We start from the raw sequence: 18,281 nt of genomic DNA, 5'->3' as shown, positions 1-18,281 counted from the left end.
AGTTTCCTGCCATGGTTTCTGACCGCTTTCTTCAGATAACTGTTCGACAAACATTTCCTTAAACACTCAACCTATTTAACAATTAATATTATGATAATAAAAAAAGCCTTAACCTTTGTGTCGCTAACCCTGCTGTTTTCGGCACAAAGCCCTAAAAGTGAAAATCTAAAAGATATCTTCGCTGATAGCTATCACATTGGAGTAGCACTGAATTCCAGGCAGGTAAATAGTACTGACGAAAAAGTCAATGCTTTGATCAAAGATCACTTCAATAGTCTGAGCCCTGAAAATGGACTGAAATGGCAACTGGTGCATCCAGAATTAGACCGATACGATTTTGAGTTTGGGGATCAATATGTGGCCTTGGGAGAAAAAATCGGCGCTTTCACGATTGGACATTGTTTAGTCTGGCATCAGCAAACTCCGAGATGGGTTTTTGAGGATGAAAATAAGGAGCCATTGTCCAAAGATGCGTTGCTTGCCAGAATGGAAGATCACATAGAGACGGTGGCTGGCAGATACAAAGGCAAAATCCATGGATGGGATGTTGTCAATGAGGCGTTCAATGAGGATGGCTCGTTTAGAGAATCAGCTTGGTACAAAATCGCCGGGAAGGATTTTATGAAAGCAGCTTTCCGCAAGGCTCACGAAATGGATCCCGAAGCAGAATTGTATTACAATGACTATAACGTGTGGAGAGCTTCCAAGAGAAAAGGTATCTTGGATTTTGCCAAAGAAATGGTTGCCGAAGGAATCAAAGTGGACGCCATAGGAATGCAGGGGCATTATCAACTGGACTCACCAACGTTGGAAGAAATCGAGCAGGGAATAATAGATATTCATGAGGCTGGGTTCAAGGTCATGGTTACCGAATTGGATGTGGATGTACTCCCAAGGCCAAGAAGAGCTGAAGGTGCCGATCTAAATATGAATTTCGCCAATTCTGATGAGTATAATCCGTACAAAGACGGAATCACCCCAGAAGCCGAAGCTAAGTTAGCCCAGAGATATGCTGATATTTTTGAGATTTATGAAAGACACAAGGACAAAATCACCCGGGTCACCTTTTGGGGCTTAGGAGATAGAAATAGCTGGTTGAATAATTTCCCTGTGAGAGGAAGAACCAATTATCCTTTGCTTTTCGACCGAAACTTAGAACCAAAAACAGAGGTGATTAATAAAATCGCCAGCGTGGTGAAATAAGTACCTTAAAAAGTGAGTAGGAGGTAGAAGCCGCTTTTGTGTAGAACTCCTCACAACAGCGGCTTTCATCTCTAAAAACTCACATCAAGTATTCTCAATCATACCATCCATTTAATCCTGCACTTTAGGTCTGGACAAGGTTCAATAAGCGAATTAGGGCCAATGCTGGCTAAAGAGTCTGGTTTTAAATGTTTTCTTTAAGAGAAAGTCCTTTGTTACTCGCTGTAATTGTCTTTGTAGCAGAAGAATAGGTAGTGAGAATAGATGATAATAGAGCTGCTTCGTCAAGTATTTCTATCTGATTTACCATACAATTCTCTAGTTATTCAGCAAAAAAAGATCATAATTCAGTGATTTTTTAAGCTAATACAGGGAGAAATGATGGAATTATTACCGCAATTTAGTCACTGAAAAATTTTCAATTAATGATATGTATTCGATAACCCAAAAATTATCCAAATCCCCATTCTATGGTATGGTGATTTTAATGTTGGCTTTCCTCGCAGGATGCGGTGGAAAAGGCAATCAAAACTTTCTTTCCTCCTCTGACCCTAGAAGAATAGAGATCTTGGTTCTTGGTCACGAAAGTGAGCATCACAATTCTGAAAAGTTGATGATGTACCTGGAAACACCTTTGTTCCAAAAAGGAATTAACCTCACTTACACTACGGATGTGGCTGATTTGAATTCCACCAAATTAAATAATTACGATGGCTTGATGATCTATGCCAATCACGATGAGATCAGCGCAGAGCAAGAATCTGCTTTGAAATCATACGTGGAAAGCGGTAAAGCATTAATCCCGATCCATAGTGCTTCCTTTTGCTTCCGCAATTCAGATTGGTTTGTTGAGGCAGTTGGTGGACAGTTTAGCACACATGGTACCGGCGATTTTACAGCCACTATAGTCAATGCTGAGCATCCGGTGATGCAAGGGATTTCTGAGTTTGAGACTTGGGATGAGACTTATGTACACAGCCAGGTGAATCCGGATATGACTGTCCTGATGGAGCGAGTAGATGATAAAGGGAAAGAGCCTTATACTTGGGTTCGTGAGCAGGGCAAAGGAAGAGTATTCTATACTGCCTATGGTCACAATGAAAAGACTTGGGAGAAAAAAGAGTTTCAGGAATTAGTTGCCAACGGTATCCTTTGGGCTGTAGGTGACGATGTAAATGAGCTTTTGGCTGAATACAACATTCCTCAGCCCCAGTTCGAGGATGCTGATATCCCGAATTACGAGAGAAGAGATCCAGCACCTCGCTACCAGTTGCCTATGTCTCCTGAAGAATCAATGAAGCTAGTTCAGGTGCCAGTAGGTTTTGAATTGGAGCTTTTTGCATCTGAGCCTATGATCATTAATCCGATTGCATTTGCATGGGATGAGCGAGGAAGACTTTTTGTAATTGAGACGACTGATTATCCAAATGAAGTTCGTAAAGAAGGCGGTGATGACAAAATCAAGATTTTGGAAGATACCAACGGTGATGGCAAGGCTGACAAGGTTACGGTTTTTGCCGAAGGCTTGAATATCCCTACATCCATCATGGCTGTAAATGGCGGAATGTTAATTTCTATGGCTCCGGATTTTGTATTCCTAAAAGATACGGATGGCGATGACGTAGCAGATGTCAAAGAAGTAGTGATGACAGGTTGGGGTAAATTCGATACTCACGCTGGTCCATCTAACTTGAAATACGGATTTGACAATAAAGTCTGGGGCGTCTTAGGTTACTCAGGATTCAATGGTGAAGTGAGTGGCAAGCAGTTTAATTTCAGCCAAGGTGTCTATAGATTTACACCAACCTGGGAAAACATGGAATTCCTAGGACGTACAAGTAATAACACCTGGGGCTTAGGATTCTCTGAGGACTTCGAAACGTTCATTTCTACTGCCAATGGTCAGCACTCAGTGTATTTGGCCATGGAAAGCAAGTACGCAAAGAGAACGATTTACAAAGGAACTCCAAATACTGCGACAGGTATAGATTCCCACTATGATATGCCTCATATCACGCCATTCTTGAGACAAGTAGATTGGCATGGTAGCTATACAGCTGCTGCAGGTCACAACTTATATACTGCCAGAAACTTCCCTCAGGAGTATTGGAATCAAATGGCTTTTGTGGCTGAACCTACCGGCCGTGTATTGCACAATGCTAAAATACTGGAAGAGGGTTCTGGATACAGAGAGAAAAACGCATTTAATATACTGGCTAGTTCGGACGAATGGTTTAGCCCGGTGCATGCAGAGGTTGGGCCTGATGGTTCACTTTGGGTAGCTGATTGGTACAACTTCATCATTCAGCACAACCCAACTCCTCGTGGATTTGAAAACGGTGAAGGTAATGCCTACATCAACCCGCTTAGAGATAGCAAGCATGGCAGAATCTACCGTCTAACTTACAAAGGCAATGAGTCTTCTGAAGTATTTGATTTGAAAGATGCTGATGCTAATGAGCTTTTATCAGCTATCAAAAGTGATAACATGTTCTGGAGACTTACAGCTCAGCGATTGATTGTTGAGACTCAAAACATGGACGTATTGGATGGTTTGTATGAAATCATCAATAATCAGGAAGTAGATGAAGTTGGATTGAATGCCCCAGCCATTAATGCACTTTGGGCGCTTCATGGACTTGGTGTTTTAGATGGAAATAATGCAGCAGCACAACAGGCGGTAGAAAAAGCGTTGACCCACCCTTCAGCTGGAGTGAGAAAAAATGCGGTAAGAGTGATTCCTAAAAATCAGGCTGCACTTGATGCAATCCTGGCTGCCAACTTGATGGAAGATGCTAATCTCCAAGTACGTAAAAACGCTATTGTAGCCGTGTCTGAAATGCCTGCTTCCGCTGATGTTTCTAATAAATTGTTAGCAATTTCTGAAAATGCGGACAATGCTAAGGATGAGTATTTACCACAAGCAATTTTTGCTGCGGCCTTGACTCACCCTGCTGCTTTTGAAGGTAGAGAAGTAGCTCCTAAATCTGAAGCAGATTCTGCAATGGGAATTGCAGATAGAATCTCCAGAAGCTTGGTGACTGAATCATATACCCTGAGTCAGCGAAATGCGCTTCTATTCCCGCCTGATCTTTCAGGAAAAGAAATGGCTATTGAGATGGAAGTAGCTCCTGGTAGAGAAGCACTGGATGGCGTAATGGTAGCGCAGGGTAATGGCACAAATGGCTATAGTCTCTATGTGTATAAAGATGCATTGCACTTTGCAGTTGCTCAAGATGGCGATGTGAAAATTATCAGTTCACGTAAGAATTTGCCATCAGAAAGATTCTTGGTGAATGCTACACTGAAAGAAGATGGCAGCATGAGCTTGATGATTGATGGAAATGAAGTAGCTAAGGGTAAAACCAAAGGGTTATTCACAGCTCCACTATCTCCAGAGAACGTTCGTGTTGGGCAGTTTGATTCTGGCAATAAAGTAGGGGATTACGAAGGCAATTGGAGATTCTCAGGCAGAATCGGAAATGACTCAAGCCTTGAACTCAAGAAGGTCTCTTCAAGTCAAACCGGCGGTGCAGTTTCAGCTGTTGAGCAACCCATAGAAGTTGTAAAAGATGGTTTGATCACGCTTACAGCTATTCCTCACGAGATGTCCTTCGACAAATCTGCATTTATTGTAAGTGCAGGAAGCAAATTGGTTTTGGATTTCGACAACCCTGACTTTGTGCAGCACAACTTGGTGATCGGAGCCATAGGTTCATTGGAAAAAATCGGTCAGGCAGCTGACAAGATGGCTCAGGATCTGACTGGAATGGACAACAGTTTTGTTCCTGAAATGTCGGAGGTACTTGCCTCTACAGCACTTGTGTTTCCAAACTCTACGGAATCTATCATCATGACGGTTCCTTCTCAAAAAGGTGATTATCCATTCGTTTGTACCCTTCCTAATCACTGGAAGCAAATGAATGGTGTAATGAAAGTGATATAAGAGATGTCTATTAATGTAAAATTCGGTGTTAGCACCTGGTTATGGACTTCTCCATTCAGCTCTGAAACGCTTAGTCTTTTACCAAAAATCAAAAGCTTTGGGTATGATGTAGTAGAGATCCCAGTGGAAGATCCTGCCCTGATCAATATACCGGAAGTGAAACAAGCACTTAGCGATAACGGTCTTGAGGCCGTTATCTGCGGGGCTTTTGGTACAAGTCGAGATTTCACCAATGAAGATCCTTCATTTCATAAAACCAGTTTCGAATACTTGGATCAGTGCTTTGCAATAGCTGCTGGATTAGATGCCAAGTTCGTCGCTGGTCCCATGTATTCTGCTGTAGGAAAAGCAAGGTTGGTTTCTCCTGAGCAGAAAAAAATAGAGTGGGATAGAGCTGTGACTAATCTTCGTATTGTCTGTCAAAATGCGAGAAAATTCGGATTGGATATCGCCTTAGAGACCTTGAACCGATTTGAAACTGACCTGATCAATACCTGCGAAGAACTGATGAGATTGATCTCTGACATCAATGAACCTGAAGCAAAGGTGATCTTGGATGGTTTTCACATGAGTATAGAGGAACCTAATCCCGAAGCGGCCATCAAGCTGGCTGGGGAAAAACTGATTCATTTTCAGGTGTCGGAGAATTATCGCGGGACTCCAGGTACTGGTACTACTCCATGGGATGCCTATAAGCGAGGACTTGAGGCTATCAACTACCAAGGAGTCGTGTCAATAGAGAGTTTCACACCAGACGTGAAAGAGCTAGCCGGAGCAGTCTGTATCTGGAAACCACTCGTTCCATCTCAGGATGGCTTCGCAAAGGAGGGATTGGAATTTCTCAAAAGCTGGGCTTCACAATGAGTACTGAATCAAAACAAAATGAAAGTATCAGGTAAGCTTTCAATGATACCTACCAAGCAGAAGGAAGTAATTAATAATCACTTCCTTCTGTTCCGCTCTACCTGAGCTTAAAAAACATAAAATTCTCAAACCTATTTTACCTATTTATTTTACAACAACATACTTACACTTAAAATGAGTAATAAACCCTTTAATATCGCCATCATTGGACTTGGCTTTGGTGCAGAATTTATTCCAATTTACCAAAAGCACAAGCTGTCTAATATGTACGCTATCTGCCAGAGAAATCAAGAAAAGGCAGAAGAGATCGGGAAAGCATTTGGGATAGAAAAAGTATATACTGACTATGATGAACTGCTAAAAGATCCGGATATCGATGCGGTTCATATCAATACACCTATACAGAATCACGCGGAGCAATCCCTCAAAGCACTTAGAGCTGGCAAGCATGTAGCTTGTACTGTTCCCATGGCAACTTCTGTGGAAGATTGCAAAAAGATCGTGGAAGAAGTTCAGCGAACAGGTTTGACCTATATGATGATGGAGACGGTGATTTACAGCCGGGAATTCCTTTTCGTCAAGGAAATGTATGAGAAAGGTGAATTGGGTAAAATTCAATTCCTGAGAGCTTCTCATCAACAGGAAATGGCAGGCTGGCCAGGATACTGGGAAGGTCTTCCACCAATGCATTATGCTACACACTGTGTTGGGCCAGTTTTGGCATTGCCAAAGGCCCAGGCAGAATACGTTTCCTGTCTAGGATCTGGTCGAATCGATGAGAATTTGATTCCTAAGTATGGGTCTCCTTTTGCTATCGAAACGTGTCATATCAAATTCAAAGATTCAGATTTGGCAGCAGAGGTGACTAGATCACTTTTCAATACTGCTAGACAATACCGTGAAAGCTTTGACGTATATGGTTCCAAGAAATCCTTTGAATGGACATTGATCGAGCATGAAGATTCGGTAATTCATACAGGCGAAAGTCCAGAGAAAGTGAAAATCCCTGATTATGGTCATTTGCTTCCTGAGGAAATTGCTGGATTCACTACTGCTGGGGTATATGATGGGGATGACAATCAGCACTTATCCTTCATTCAAGGTTCTGGGCATGGTGGATCTCACCCACATTTGGTGAATGAATTCCTGAATGCATTATCAGAGGGAAGAGCTCCTTATCCAAATGCTAAAGAGTCAGCCAATATTACCTGCGTGGGTATCTTAGCACATGAATCGGCGATGGACGGAGGAACAATCAGACATCTTCCGGAGTTTACGCTAAACAGTCATTAATAGGCCTGAAAATATAATTTATTCAATCTTGGCCATTGAGTATAAATAGATTAAAAGAATGAAAACTAAAACCATGTCAAAAACTGCTTTCCTACTATTAGCAGTACTTTCATTTGCCTGCGGAGGTGGAGAATCCACTTCTGACAAAGGAACCACGGAAACACCAGTTGAGGTGAAACCTGCTGAACCAGCTCCTGCTATTATAGAGGAGCCGATAGTAGAAGAGGAGCAGGTAGAAGAAGCCATAGGTGAGCAAGCCAGTGTAGCACTTTCTGGTGAGCAAAAAATAGCCAATTCCGATTGTCTTTCCTGTCACTTGGTGGAGCGAAAGGTAATAGGTCCATCTTTCAAGGAAATCGCCGCTGAGTACAAGCCTTCTGAGGAGAACATCACCAAACTTGCTACCAAAGTAATAAACGGTGGAGTTGGCGTATGGGGAGAGACACCTATGACACCACATCCAAATCTGAGTGAGGAAGATGCTAAAGATATGGTGAAATATATTTTGAGCCTTTACGAGTAACAGTTTCAATTAGTACGGGCTCATTTAGTTAGATGAGATTGGGTTATAAGAAAAAAAAGGCATCAGAAAGTTCTGATGCCTTTTTTAATGGAATTAATCCGGGTATATGATTTCTACTAGGGAGTATATGAAGTTTTCGAAGAGAAGCTTTTTTATCAAAATTTTTGCAAAAAATGCTTTTGCCTCAGGGGAGGCTGTTTTTATGGATTTGACCGTCTTTTATCACCAGGACGATGTTCTCTGTAGGATTGGAAATCAATTCCAGGTTATCAATAAGATTACCGTTGACTATAAGTAAATCAGCCAAAGCTCCAGTCTCTATTACTCCAAGTTTTCCGGTGTAGGGACTTCTTTTTCCTGCCAGTGCCAGTAGCTCAGCGTTGGAGGAAGTGGCCATTTTGAGGATTTCAAAATTAGAGTACCAGCGCTTCATTTTTACAAGTTCATGCCCGTGGCGACTAGCTTTTTTGGCATCGAACAAGATATCAGAACCCCAAGCAGTCTTGATTTTATATTTCTTTGCTAGCGCAAAAGCATTATCGGTTCCAGAGTACATTTCTAATTGCTTAGCTCTGCTCTCTGCGCTAAGTGTCGTATTAACCGTTCCCTCTTCTTCCATAAATGGTTGAAGGCTCCACCAGATGTCCTTTTCCGACATAAGCTGGACAGTTTTCTCGTCTATAAGTTGTCCATGATCTATGCATTTGACTCCCGCATGGATTGCTGTCTGGATTGCTCGGGGGGTATAAGCATGAACTGTGACGTAGGTTCCCCAATTTTCGGCAGCTTCCACTGCTGCTTTGAATTCTGCTTCAGTATATTGGCTTACATCCAAGGGATCATAGACTGAGGATACGCCACCTCCAGCCATGAGTTTGAGTTGGGAAGCTCCCAGCATCAATTGCTCTCTGGATCTTTTCAAAACTTCATCAGTTCCATCCGCAATAGCGGCTGCATTGATTCGCTGCGAATAGCTTAGCCCTTTGGAATCATCCGAAGGAACCTCGTAAGGCAGTCTGAAATCTCCGTGTCCACCTGTTTGAGAAAGAAATGCGCCCGAAGGGAATATTCTAGGCCCGGAAATAATACCTGTGTCAATTGCTTTTTTAAGGCCAAATACCGGTCCACCCAAATCCCTGATACTGGTGAAGCCTCGAAGTAGCAAGGCTTCTGCATTTTGGCCAGCTGCCAAATTTACAAATCCAATATCTGATGTCAATAAGGCTACCTGTGGCAGTGTGGCGAACATAGCATGGTAATGTGCATCTATCAGGCCCGGCATCAAAAACATACCTTTACCGTCAATTTTATTAACCTCCAATTCATCTGGAAGCTGGATTGGCTGCTCAGAAACTTGTTCTATTTTATTGCCTTTTATCCACACATTTCCTTTAAAAGTCTTTTCATTTACTCCGTCAAATATCTCAACATCAACTATCAGGGTGTTTTTTTCTTGAGCTTGCAAGCAAAAGGCGGTAGAAATCAAAACTATCGTTAAAAGGATTCTAAGCTGTAGCGAAAAATTAGTCATGTTGTAGTGTGTTTGATTTAATAAATATATGGGTATCCTCGAATATGCAAAAAGTTTAGACAGTCATTGTATCTGACTTAATTAAGAGTTTTTACAAACTGTTTTTGGTTTTATGATTGATAAATACGATTTCTCTATGCTTTTTATAAAAGGCAGAAAAAAGAATCTAAGCATCACTAGTGGTAAATACGGGATTTATACACACATCGTATAAGTTAAAAAAAGTCATCGGAAAATAAAGCCTTTGATCTAGCCAAGTTATAGATTAAAGACAATTTCGCTATGTATTAGCGGCTAATACTTTTATAATTGAAGTCAACAGCAAGGATGGTAAATAATAGGCCTGACTATTTGGATTATAGTTAACTTCAGATTTGCTTCAAGAGTTTGTACTAGTTTATCCCTGATTGTAGCATATTATTAATGTGTTGTGCCTGAAGCAGAAACCTTGAGCAATGAAGATTTTATTGGTAGAAGATAATCCAGAGCTTACCTCGAACATCAGTAATTACCTGTTGGATCAGGGGATTGTCTGTGAATGTGCGACCAGCCTTTTTGAAGCTCAGGACAAGATTCTCAGCTTTAGTTATGATTGTATTATCCTGGATCTGATGTTGCCTGATGGCAATGGTCTGAGACTGTTGGAATTGGTCAAACAAAAAAAAATCGACAGCAGTGTATTGATAATCTCCGCTAAAGGTTCCCTGGACGATAAATTATCCGGACTGGATCTGGGAGCAGATGATTATTTGGCAAAGCCCTTTCATCTCGCAGAGCTTCTAGCAAGACTGAAAGCCATTTATAGAAGAACTAAAATGCAGGGATTTGATGAAGTTGTTTTCAATGAAATCACTGTTATCAACTCACAATTTCAGGTACTGGTAAAAAACCAATTACTTGACCTTACCAAAAAAGAATATGATCTACTCCTGTTTTTTCTGACCAATAAAGACAGGGTGTTAGGGAAAAATGCAATCGCGCATCATCTCTGGGGTGATTACACCGACGACCTTTCCAATTTTGATTTTGTCTATCAGCACGTCAAAAACCTTCGGAAAAAAATCTCGGCTGCTGGAGGAAGGGACTACATACGGACCGTCTATGGCCTTGGATACAAATTCGATACAGCTGCCCTATGAAACTCATCAATATCATAAGCCTGTGGTTTCTGGGAATCACTTTGGCAGCTCTGCTGATCGGTACCATCGTAATTTATGAAAAGCTTGGTTCGGAGATCGATTTTGAATTGGGAATGGAGCTGGATAGGCAGATTGAGTCTTATGCTGATAGGATAGCCCAGGGTGCTCCGGTAAACAAACTGATATATGACAAACTTCAGATTCAGGAAATATCCATGGATCGCCCTGTGGAGGAGCTATGGCTTAGGGATACGCTGGCCTATCATGATCCTATGAATAGAAATGAGACTCAGTTGAAAGCCAGCCGCTCGTTTAAAATCAACGGAAAGCACTATCGTATTTCGTACTATAATCTGGTAGTGGAGGCAGATGATATCACTGAGACTATCGTGATCACCATGCTGACTGTCTTTCTAGCCCAGTTGCTGTTTATAGGCTGTTTTCTTTGGGCTATTTCCAGAAAGATATTCCGTCCATTCCACCAAAGTCTAGATCAATTACAGAGCTTTACCCTCCAAAAAAACACACCATTGACTTTCAAGAAAAGCGGTGTAACTGAATTCGATTTGCTCAATAGCTTTCTGGCAAAAATGTCCACCAAATTGCTTACTGACTACCGTAAGATCAAGGAGTTTTCTGAAAATCTTTCGCATGAAATTCAGACTCCTTCCGCTGTAGTCAGGGGCAAACTGGAACTGCTGATGAATGAGTCCATCAACGGACAGCAGGCTGCTTTGATCCAAGCCGCTTTCGATAGCAACGAACACATTCGAAGAATTGTCAAGTCTCTGTCCATACTGGCAAAACTGGAAAATGATGAATTCGAATCACCCGATCCCGTGGATTTCAGTGAGGTAATGGCGAGTGTTCTCAGCCGAATGGAAGAAGTAATCCAAATGCATGATATTCAACTCAAAAAACATATACAGCCTGGGGTGATCTTACCAATTCACCCCTTTGTGGCTGAAATTCTGATCAACAATCTCCTTAGCAATTCCATCAAGCATAATCTGGAAGGCGGGAAACTAGATATTCTCATGGATAGAAGTATGCTTCAGATTAGAAATACCGGCAGGACTCCTTCTTTTGATCCCAAGGAAATGCTTGGACGTTTCAAAAAAGATGGGGACAATAAGGATTCGGTAGGCCTTGGCCTTGCTATTGTAAACCAGATATGTAAAAATTATGGTTTTGGTTTGCTTTACACCTTTGAAAAACCATTCCACAGCATTCAGATACAGTTTAGATAATAGCTTCAAACTTAATACAGATTGTTTTGTTAGACTTATGCTAAAACCAACTAAGTATCCGATGAACTCACAGCCAAAAGTTACACTCTTTTTATTACTGTTTTGTATCCCCTTTCTAGGATTAACTCAGGACTTTCAGATCACAGGAACGTTGAAGGATGGAGAAAGCAAGGAATCCTTGGGCTTTGTACAGGTAGCCTTGTTCGAATCCATGACATCAGTATCTCCTGTTGTGTTTTCGGATACTGATGAGCAGGGTAGGTTTTCACTTGATGCCAAAAAAGGAAATTATATCCTAAAGGCATTTTTTATTGGGTATGAAGATCTAGTTCTGGAGAATATTAATGTGAACGGCAACCTTTCTTTGGGAGAACTTGAGATGGAGAGTGATGCAGAGAATCTGGAGGAAGTGGTGGTGCAAACAAGCAAAATGCCGGTGAGGGCAAGTTTGGAGGGGATTACTATTACTCCCGAAAATAACCTGGCAAATGCCGGAGGTACTTTGCTGGATGTGCTGCGAAATACGCCATCGATTTCAGTGTCTGAAGACGGTTCTATTTCTCTTAGAGGAAGTAGCGGTACGAATATTCTTATCAATGGAAGAAATTCCTCCCTGACCCAAAACCTGGATCAATTACCTGCCAGTGCTGTAGAGGAAATCAAGGTCATCAACAATCCAAATGCCCGATACGATGCAGCTGCAGAAGGTGGTGTGATCGATATTATCTTGAAAAAAGGGCAGGATCTGGGTACGCACGGAGGTGTGGAAGCAACTTATGGAACCAGAGGAAGATCGAATGCTGGTGCTAGAATCAACCATCGGACAGGGGCATTCAATGTATTTGGAGGATATAATTTCAGAAATTGGAAAGGTGTAAGCAAGAGGAGCTCGGTAAGGGAGATTTTTGAAGACCAGGAGAGACTGGAGCAAAATACCAACGGTTCGGAACGGGAGAAAAACCATAACCTCAACCTGGGCGCTGATTATTACTTTGGGGATAATGTACTGAGTTATGAAGGCGTATATCAATATGGTCATCAGTTCCAGACTAATACCCTCTACTCTCAACTGAGCAGTCTTGATCCTGACGGCTTTGAAGACTCTTATGATTATGTGCGGCGGAACAACGAGGACGAAATAGATGAGGGACTTGACAATGCCCTGATCTTTGAGCATAATTTTGATGAGGACGGACATCTGCTCCGCGTCACAGCTAGTCATTCGTACAGAAATCAGTTCAAAACCCAGAACATTGAGATTTTTGGCAATACGCTGGACCCGAACCCTACAAATCTTACAGGACAGGAACAGGCCTTTACGGATGAAGTAAGGAATATTACAGTACTGCAGGCAGATTACATCCAGCCTTGGGAAACAGGTCAGTTTGAAGCAGGCCTAAAATCCAATATCCGAAAATTTGACAACGACTACCGCTACCTTAGATATGAGGAGACTTCGGGCTCTTTTATAGAAGATCCTGCCATCAGCAACCAGTTTCTGTATCAAGATCAGATTCATGCAGGATACGCCATATTCTCCTCAGCCAGAGAGAAATTCGAATATGCACTGGGACTACGTGGAGAATATACCAAAGTCGATACTTACCTCAAAAATACCGACGAGGAGAATCAGCAGCGCTACTTCAATCTCTTTCCAAGTGTACAGGGAATGTATAATCTAACTGAAAACCATTCGCTCAAGTTTACCTATTCCAGAAGAATAGACCGACCTACAGCATGGAGACTGAACCCATTTCCGGACATTACAGATTCCTTGAACATCCGCAGGGGAAATCCGGATCTGGAACCTGAGATGATCAATTCCTTTGAGGTTGGGCATTTGGCAAACTTTGACAAATCAAGTTTCACCACCAACCTGTTTTATCGAAAAGTCAATGGGCAGCTGGATTTTATCACTATTGTAGAGGATGGGATTTCCTATTCACAGCCAGCCAACCTGCTTTCCTCCCAGTCCTACGGTCTGGAATTTATCGGGGTTTCGGAGTTGAGTGATTGGTATTCTTTGAATGGTGGACTTACCCTATTTAGGATTGCTGTAGATGGTTCTAATATAGGTGAGGATTTTACAAATTCTGGATTTTCCTGGAATGCCAAGCTCACCCAGGACTTTAAATTTCCCTTTGGAATTAACTTCCAGTTGGTAGGGAATTACGATTCTCCAGAGGTGGAAGCGCAGGGAAGAGATCTAGCCAGATATTCAGTGGACAGTAGTATTCAGAAGTCATTCCTTAATGAAAAAGCAAGCATTCTGCTCAGCGTTAGAGATGTTTTCAATACCGAGAGATTTGCAGGTGAAACACTTACAAGTACCTTTTCTCAGGATTTTAGGGCAAAACGGGAAACACGGATTCTATTGGTCACCGCTCGATATAATTTTTAACCTGAAACCGCAGCTTTTATATTATCTATCTGAATGAAGTTTTTCACGTATTCGGTTTCAGAAGAAAAGTAATTTGGGCTGGAAAGGAAAGGTCTAATTATCACGGACCTATCACAGCTGCATTTTTATAAAAGTTGATTCCCTTTTAAGATTACCCTAATTGCTCCAACGGGTTATTTGACTACAAATAACTGATTTTTTGCGATGATTAAATTCGGAAATTTTTTGTACCCAAATCCAAGGTAGCGCCAGTCCCTGCCGTGTTATGGAGAAATAGGAGGGAAAACCTACCAGTGCCAAGAGCTAAATGATTATGCTGAGGGAGTATTTCCATTCAAATTTTTAGATGCACTGGTTCAAATAAGGCATTTGCCTTATTTGAACTAAGTCTTGTTTCTCAAAAATTTGTGTACTTAATCTTTAAAATCATGAAAAGTTTACTACTCGTATTTCTCCTCTTATTTGTAGAGTTAGGGTCAAACTCTGTCTTGTCAGAAAAAGACATTAAAGTGACCAGTTTTGAAAAAAAGAAGCAAGGTTCCAAAGCTCCGAAAAAAGTCTTTATTCGTAGTTTCAACGCACTTTTTGAGGTGTTTGAAGAGGCCTCTGCGCAAACTTCAGGCTCCAAAAAGGAGCGTGCCGACCGTACCACCTTTACGTCTGGAACATCTACCAGCATGGGTGTTCAGATTTCTGGGGTGGACGTAGATGATTTCCAAAAAATGATTGATGAAGCTTACGCTTCATTCTTGGACCAACTGGAAAGCCAAGGTTATGAAATCATGTCTGCTGATGAAGCGAGCAAGAATGAATATTTTGAAGGGTGGACTAAGGTCAAAGGCGGGGCTTCTTCGGATGCGCAAGCCCCAGGCTATGTTATGGTTACTCCAACTGGATTTGATTATTTGGTAAAAACAGTAACCAACAGCGGAAAACAAAAATCGGGTGGAAGCTTTTTAGATCCAACACCTAAATTGTCCAAATCACTTGGAGATGTTTTCATTGCCGAAGTAAATTTCGTATTCCCTTTTGTCATGTTGGATGCGGATGCTTCCACTTGGACTAACTCCACTTCCGTGAAAGCTAAAATCGATTATAGGATAGACCCGATGGTTGATCCAAGTGAGAACAAAAAGTCACTTGTTGGCAGTGGTCCGAATTTACTTTCGCAGGTTCGATTTGTATCTGGACTGGATATCGGAAATAACCCTCTTTTTCACGCCAAGGTAGAACCAAAAAAAGCCGTTTCTTTTGAAGGTGTCTTCAAAGACAAAAAAATTACAGAAACTACCCAAGCCCAATCAGATATGTTTTCAAAAACAGGGTATTCGCAATTAGTGATGACTTCCGGGGACCAAAAAACGGTTACTTCTCACCATGCAGAATGCGATCATGATGCCTATGTCAATGCAGCATCTGGAGCAATGAAAGATCTTATTGATACCGGAATATCCAACTTTGTGGAGATGACAAAGCTGTAATAGAGATTTTAGAAGCGTTAGTCTAGTATTTAAAAGGCCTTGCGATGCGAGGCCTTTCTTTTTTCTGATTGGAAAACGTAAGGTCTGCAAGGCCTTCGAATTCTAAAAGCCCCATTCATTAAACCAAAAACAAAACTATTTTCCTTCAGATCAAAAGAAGCTAACTTCCGGGCAATTGTGAAAATCCTGTTGGTTTATCCTAATAAAAAAACCTGCAAAGAATTTCTTTACAGGTTTTAGTGAGCTTTTGGAAAATTCGATCAATCTAATTTTAACATGAATCATGATTGATTTTTACTTTCCAAAAGTTTAGAAACTATTCCCTAGGCTAAACCTAGAGCTTTTGTGCACTCGGAAGGATTCGAACCCTCAACCCTCAGAGCCGAAATCTGATATTCTATCCAGTTGAACTACGAGTGCAGAAAGTACTGAAGGGTAAACTTCAGTACCGTGTTATTTTTTAGCCTTCCAGTACAGACTGTACTTTGTCAGCAGCTTCTTTAAGCGTGATTGCTGAGAATACTTTCAATCCTGAATCATCAATGATTTTTGCACCTTCAGCAGCATTAGTTCCTTGAAGTCTTACGATAATAGGAACTCTGATGTCTCCGATAGATTTGTAAGCTTCTACCACACCGCTAGCGATTCTGTCACATCTTACGATACCACCGAATACGTTGATCAGGATAGCTTTTACGTTTGGATCCTGTAGGATGATTCTGAAACCAGCTTCCACAGTAGTTGCGTTGGCTCCTCCTCCCACATCTAGGAAGTTAGCAGGTTCGCCACCTACCAATTTAATCATGTCCATAGTTGCCATCGCAAGACCAGCTCCGTTCACCATGCAACCAACGTTTCCGTCAAGTTTCACATAGTTCAATCCTGATTCTCCAGCTTCTACTTCCAAAGGATCTTCTTCAGCCACATCTCTCAATGCTGCCAATCCTTTTTGTCTGTATAGCGCGTTGTCATCGATATTTACTTTAGCATCTACTGCCAAGATCTTATCATCAGACGTTTTCAATACTGGGTTGATTTCAAACTGAGAAGAATCAGTTCCTTCGTAAGCATTGTAAAGAGCAGTTATGAATTTCACCATTTCTTTGAATGCTGTACCAGAAAGTCCTAGTCCGAAAGCTACTTTTCTAGCTTGGAAAGGCTGCAAACCAACCTTAGGGTCGATCCACTCTTTCATGATTTTCTCAGGAGTGTGTTCTGCAACTTCCTCAATGTCCATTCCACCTTCGGTAGAGGCCATGATTACATTGCTACCTGTAGCTCTATCCAAAAGGATAGACAAATAATATTCTTTTGGCTCAGAAGCTCCTGGATAATATACATCCTCAGCGATCAAAACTTTATTTACAACTTTTCCTTCTGGGCCAGTCTGGTGGGTAACCAATGTGCCACCCAGGATATTTTTAGCTTTTTCAGCGACGTCTTCCAATTTCTTGGCTAGAACAACACCGTTTGAACCTGTTTCGTTGACTTTACCTTTTCCTCGTCCACCTGCGTGAATCTGAGCTTTGATCACATACCAGCTAGTACCGGTTTGCTCGTTCAACTTAACGGCTGCTTCATGAGCTGCTTCAGGTGTGTCGGCGACTATACCTTCCTGAATACGGACTCCGTAACCTTTTAATACTTCTTTAGCCTGATATTCGTGAATATTCATGTGTGTATGATTTTTTTCTCAAATGTCACTACCTGTCCCGTGACCAAGTAAACGGGATGGAATCTCGCATTGTTGGGTGTGTTCCACCTTTGACCATTCAGTCCTGCTCGATTTCATCCTTTGGAAATTTTTGCCCGAAGTTAAGCCCTAAGACTCGATAAATCAAACCTGAGTTTTTCCTTTTTCGGTAAAAAAAGCCGTTAATTTCCTGTCGAGATAGGCATTTGTTCTATTTTTGGACTGATAAAAAATGTTAGCATGCTGAAAGCCAACGGTATCCATAAATCCTATGGAAGCCTTCAAGTATTAAAAGGAGTAGATCTAGAAATTTTAACTTCTGAAATTGTTTCCATAGTCGGTTCCTCAGGTGCCGGAAAAAGCACTCTACTTCATATTCTCGGTACTTTGGATCAGCCGGATCAGGGATCCTTGGAGATGGATGGTAAAAAGTTGCTTAATCTAAAAGGAGATGATTTGGCGAAATTCAGAAATGAACGAATCGGATTTATCTTCCAATTTCATAACCTACTTCCGGAATTTACTGCTCAGGAAAACATCATGATTCCAGGCTTGATTGGAAAAACATCCCCAGAGTCGCTGGCTAAAAAGTCAGGAGAACTGGCAGAATTACTTGGGATATCTCATAGACTGGATCACAAACCTTCCACGCTTTCTGGTGGCGAGCAGCAAAGAGTGGCGGTAGCTAGGGCGCTAATCAATAGTCCAGCCGTGGTTTTTGCAGATGAGCCCAGCGGAAATTTGGATACACAAAACGCCAGAGGACTTCATGAGTTGTTTTTTACGCTTCGCAAAGAATTGGGACAGGCATTCGTGATCGTCACGCACAACGAGGAACTAGCCGCCATGGCAGATCGTAAAGTGGTGATGCAGGATGGGCTGATTTTGTAAAGTTGCTGGAAGTCCGAAGACGGGTGACCGAAGTAGCCTCAATGTTAGTTCTGAGCGGATTTTAGG

The 18,281-nt window shown here is 41.7% G+C and carries 12 protein-coding genes and 1 tRNA gene; 10 read left to right on the top strand and 3 right to left on the bottom strand.

What is annotated here, in order from left to right; translation table 11 throughout:
- Positions 1-90: 90 nt before the first annotated feature.
- From BM386_RS18995 to BM386_RS18975, 5 genes are all read left to right on the top strand, one after another.
- Positions 91-1,203 (top strand): endo-1,4-beta-xylanase, encoded by a 1,113-nt coding sequence (locus BM386_RS18995; protein WP_244545565.1) that lies wholly within the window; start codon positions 91-93, stop codon positions 1,201-1,203.
- Between the two features lie 430 nt (positions 1,204-1,633).
- Positions 1,634-5,149 (top strand): PVC-type heme-binding CxxCH protein, encoded by a 3,516-nt coding sequence (locus tag BM386_RS18990; RefSeq protein WP_244545564.1) that lies wholly within the window; start codon positions 1,634-1,636, stop codon positions 5,147-5,149.
- A gap of 3 nt (positions 5,150-5,152) precedes the next feature.
- Positions 5,153-6,013 (top strand): sugar phosphate isomerase/epimerase family protein, encoded by an 861-nt coding sequence (locus tag BM386_RS18985; RefSeq protein ID WP_091697128.1) that lies wholly within the window; start codon positions 5,153-5,155, stop codon positions 6,011-6,013.
- 174 nt (positions 6,014-6,187) lie between these two features.
- Positions 6,188-7,306, top strand: coding sequence for a Gfo/Idh/MocA family protein (locus BM386_RS18980; protein WP_091697126.1), 1,119 nt, complete (start codon positions 6,188-6,190; stop codon positions 7,304-7,306).
- A gap of 73 nt (positions 7,307-7,379) precedes the next feature.
- Positions 7,380-7,829 (top strand): c-type cytochrome, encoded by a 450-nt coding sequence (locus tag BM386_RS18975; RefSeq protein ID WP_244545563.1) that lies wholly within the window; start codon positions 7,380-7,382, stop codon positions 7,827-7,829.
- Positions 7,830-8,013: 184 nt separating this feature from the next.
- Here the strand turns inward: BM386_RS18975 and BM386_RS18970 are convergent, their stop codons facing one another.
- A complete protein-coding gene (locus tag BM386_RS18970; RefSeq protein ID WP_091697123.1) occupies positions 8,014-9,360 on the bottom strand; it encodes a metal-dependent hydrolase family protein in 1,347 nt (448 codons plus the stop codon).
- Between the two features lie 455 nt (positions 9,361-9,815).
- On the opposite strand from BM386_RS18970, the gene BM386_RS18965 reads away from it, so the two are divergent.
- The 4 genes from BM386_RS18965 (at position 9,816) to BM386_RS18950 (ending at position 15,631) form a co-directional block, all read left to right on the top strand.
- Positions 9,816-10,499, top strand: coding sequence for a response regulator transcription factor (locus BM386_RS18965; protein ID WP_091697121.1), 684 nt, complete (start codon positions 9,816-9,818; stop codon positions 10,497-10,499).
- Entirely contained in the window at positions 10,496-11,749 is a 1,254-nt protein-coding gene (porY, locus tag BM386_RS18960) for a sensor histidine kinase (RefSeq protein ID WP_091697120.1), read from the top strand. Before BM386_RS18965 ends, porY begins: the two co-directional genes overlap by 4 nt.
- Before the next feature lie 37 nt (positions 11,750-11,786).
- Positions 11,787-14,150 (top strand): TonB-dependent receptor, encoded by a 2,364-nt coding sequence (locus BM386_RS18955; RefSeq protein WP_244545562.1) that lies wholly within the window; start codon positions 11,787-11,789, stop codon positions 14,148-14,150.
- A 428-nt stretch (positions 14,151-14,578) separates the two neighbouring features.
- Positions 14,579-15,631: a hypothetical protein gene (locus tag BM386_RS18950; RefSeq protein ID WP_091697117.1), complete on the top strand. Its 1,053-nt coding sequence runs from the start codon at positions 14,579-14,581 to the stop codon at positions 15,629-15,631.
- 346 nt (positions 15,632-15,977) lie between these two features.
- Here the strand turns inward: BM386_RS18950 and BM386_RS18945 are convergent.
- Positions 15,978-16,051, bottom strand: a tRNA-Arg gene (locus BM386_RS18945).
- Between the two features lie 40 nt (positions 16,052-16,091).
- On the bottom strand, positions 16,092-17,306 hold the full coding sequence (gene sucC / locus BM386_RS18940) for an ADP-forming succinate--CoA ligase subunit beta (RefSeq protein WP_091697115.1): 1,215 nt from the start codon (positions 17,304-17,306) through the stop codon (positions 16,092-16,094).
- A gap of 258 nt (positions 17,307-17,564) precedes the next feature.
- Here sucC and BM386_RS18935 point away from each other — a divergent pair, with 258 nt between their 5' ends.
- On the top strand, positions 17,565-18,215 hold the full coding sequence (locus BM386_RS18935; RefSeq protein WP_091697114.1) for an ABC transporter ATP-binding protein: 651 nt from the start codon (positions 17,565-17,567) through the stop codon (positions 18,213-18,215).
- Positions 18,216-18,281: the final 66 nt, after the last annotated feature.

It is taken from the genome of Algoriphagus locisalis (assembly GCF_900116615.1).
GTDB classification, from domain to species: domain Bacteria; phylum Bacteroidota; class Bacteroidia; order Cytophagales; family Cyclobacteriaceae; genus Algoriphagus; species Algoriphagus locisalis.
The sequence above is the reverse complement of the archived record's forward strand: the minus strand, read 5'-3'. Positions and strand labels throughout refer to the sequence as shown.

What these genes read in the sequence shown, in the direction of transcription:
- BM386_RS18995 (WP_244545565.1), top strand. Translation starts at nt 91, where the DNA reads ATGATAATAAAAAAAGCCTTAACCTTTGTGTCGCTAACCCTGCTGTTT.
- BM386_RS18990 (WP_244545564.1), top strand. Translation starts at nt 1,634, where the DNA reads ATGTATTCGATAACCCAAAAATTATCCAAATCCCCATTCTATGGTATG.
- BM386_RS18985 (WP_091697128.1), top strand. Translation starts at nt 5,153, where the DNA reads ATGTCTATTAATGTAAAATTCGGTGTTAGCACCTGGTTATGGACTTCT.
- BM386_RS18980 (WP_091697126.1), top strand. Translation starts at nt 6,188, where the DNA reads ATGAGTAATAAACCCTTTAATATCGCCATCATTGGACTTGGCTTTGGT.
- BM386_RS18975 (WP_244545563.1), top strand. Translation starts at nt 7,380, where the DNA reads ATGTCAAAAACTGCTTTCCTACTATTAGCAGTACTTTCATTTGCCTGC.
- BM386_RS18970 (WP_091697123.1), bottom strand. Translation starts at nt 9,360, where the DNA reads ATGACTAATTTTTCGCTACAGCTTAGAATCCTTTTAACGATAGTTTTG.
- BM386_RS18965 (WP_091697121.1), top strand. Translation starts at nt 9,816, where the DNA reads ATGAAGATTTTATTGGTAGAAGATAATCCAGAGCTTACCTCGAACATC.
- porY (WP_091697120.1), top strand. Translation starts at nt 10,496, where the DNA reads ATGAAACTCATCAATATCATAAGCCTGTGGTTTCTGGGAATCACTTTG.
- BM386_RS18955 (WP_244545562.1), top strand. Translation starts at nt 11,787, where the DNA reads ATGCTAAAACCAACTAAGTATCCGATGAACTCACAGCCAAAAGTTACA.
- BM386_RS18950 (WP_091697117.1), top strand. Translation starts at nt 14,579, where the DNA reads ATGAAAAGTTTACTACTCGTATTTCTCCTCTTATTTGTAGAGTTAGGG.
- sucC (WP_091697115.1), bottom strand. Translation starts at nt 17,306, where the DNA reads ATGAATATTCACGAATATCAGGCTAAAGAAGTATTAAAAGGTTACGGA.
- BM386_RS18935 (WP_091697114.1), top strand. Translation starts at nt 17,565, where the DNA reads ATGCTGAAAGCCAACGGTATCCATAAATCCTATGGAAGCCTTCAAGTA.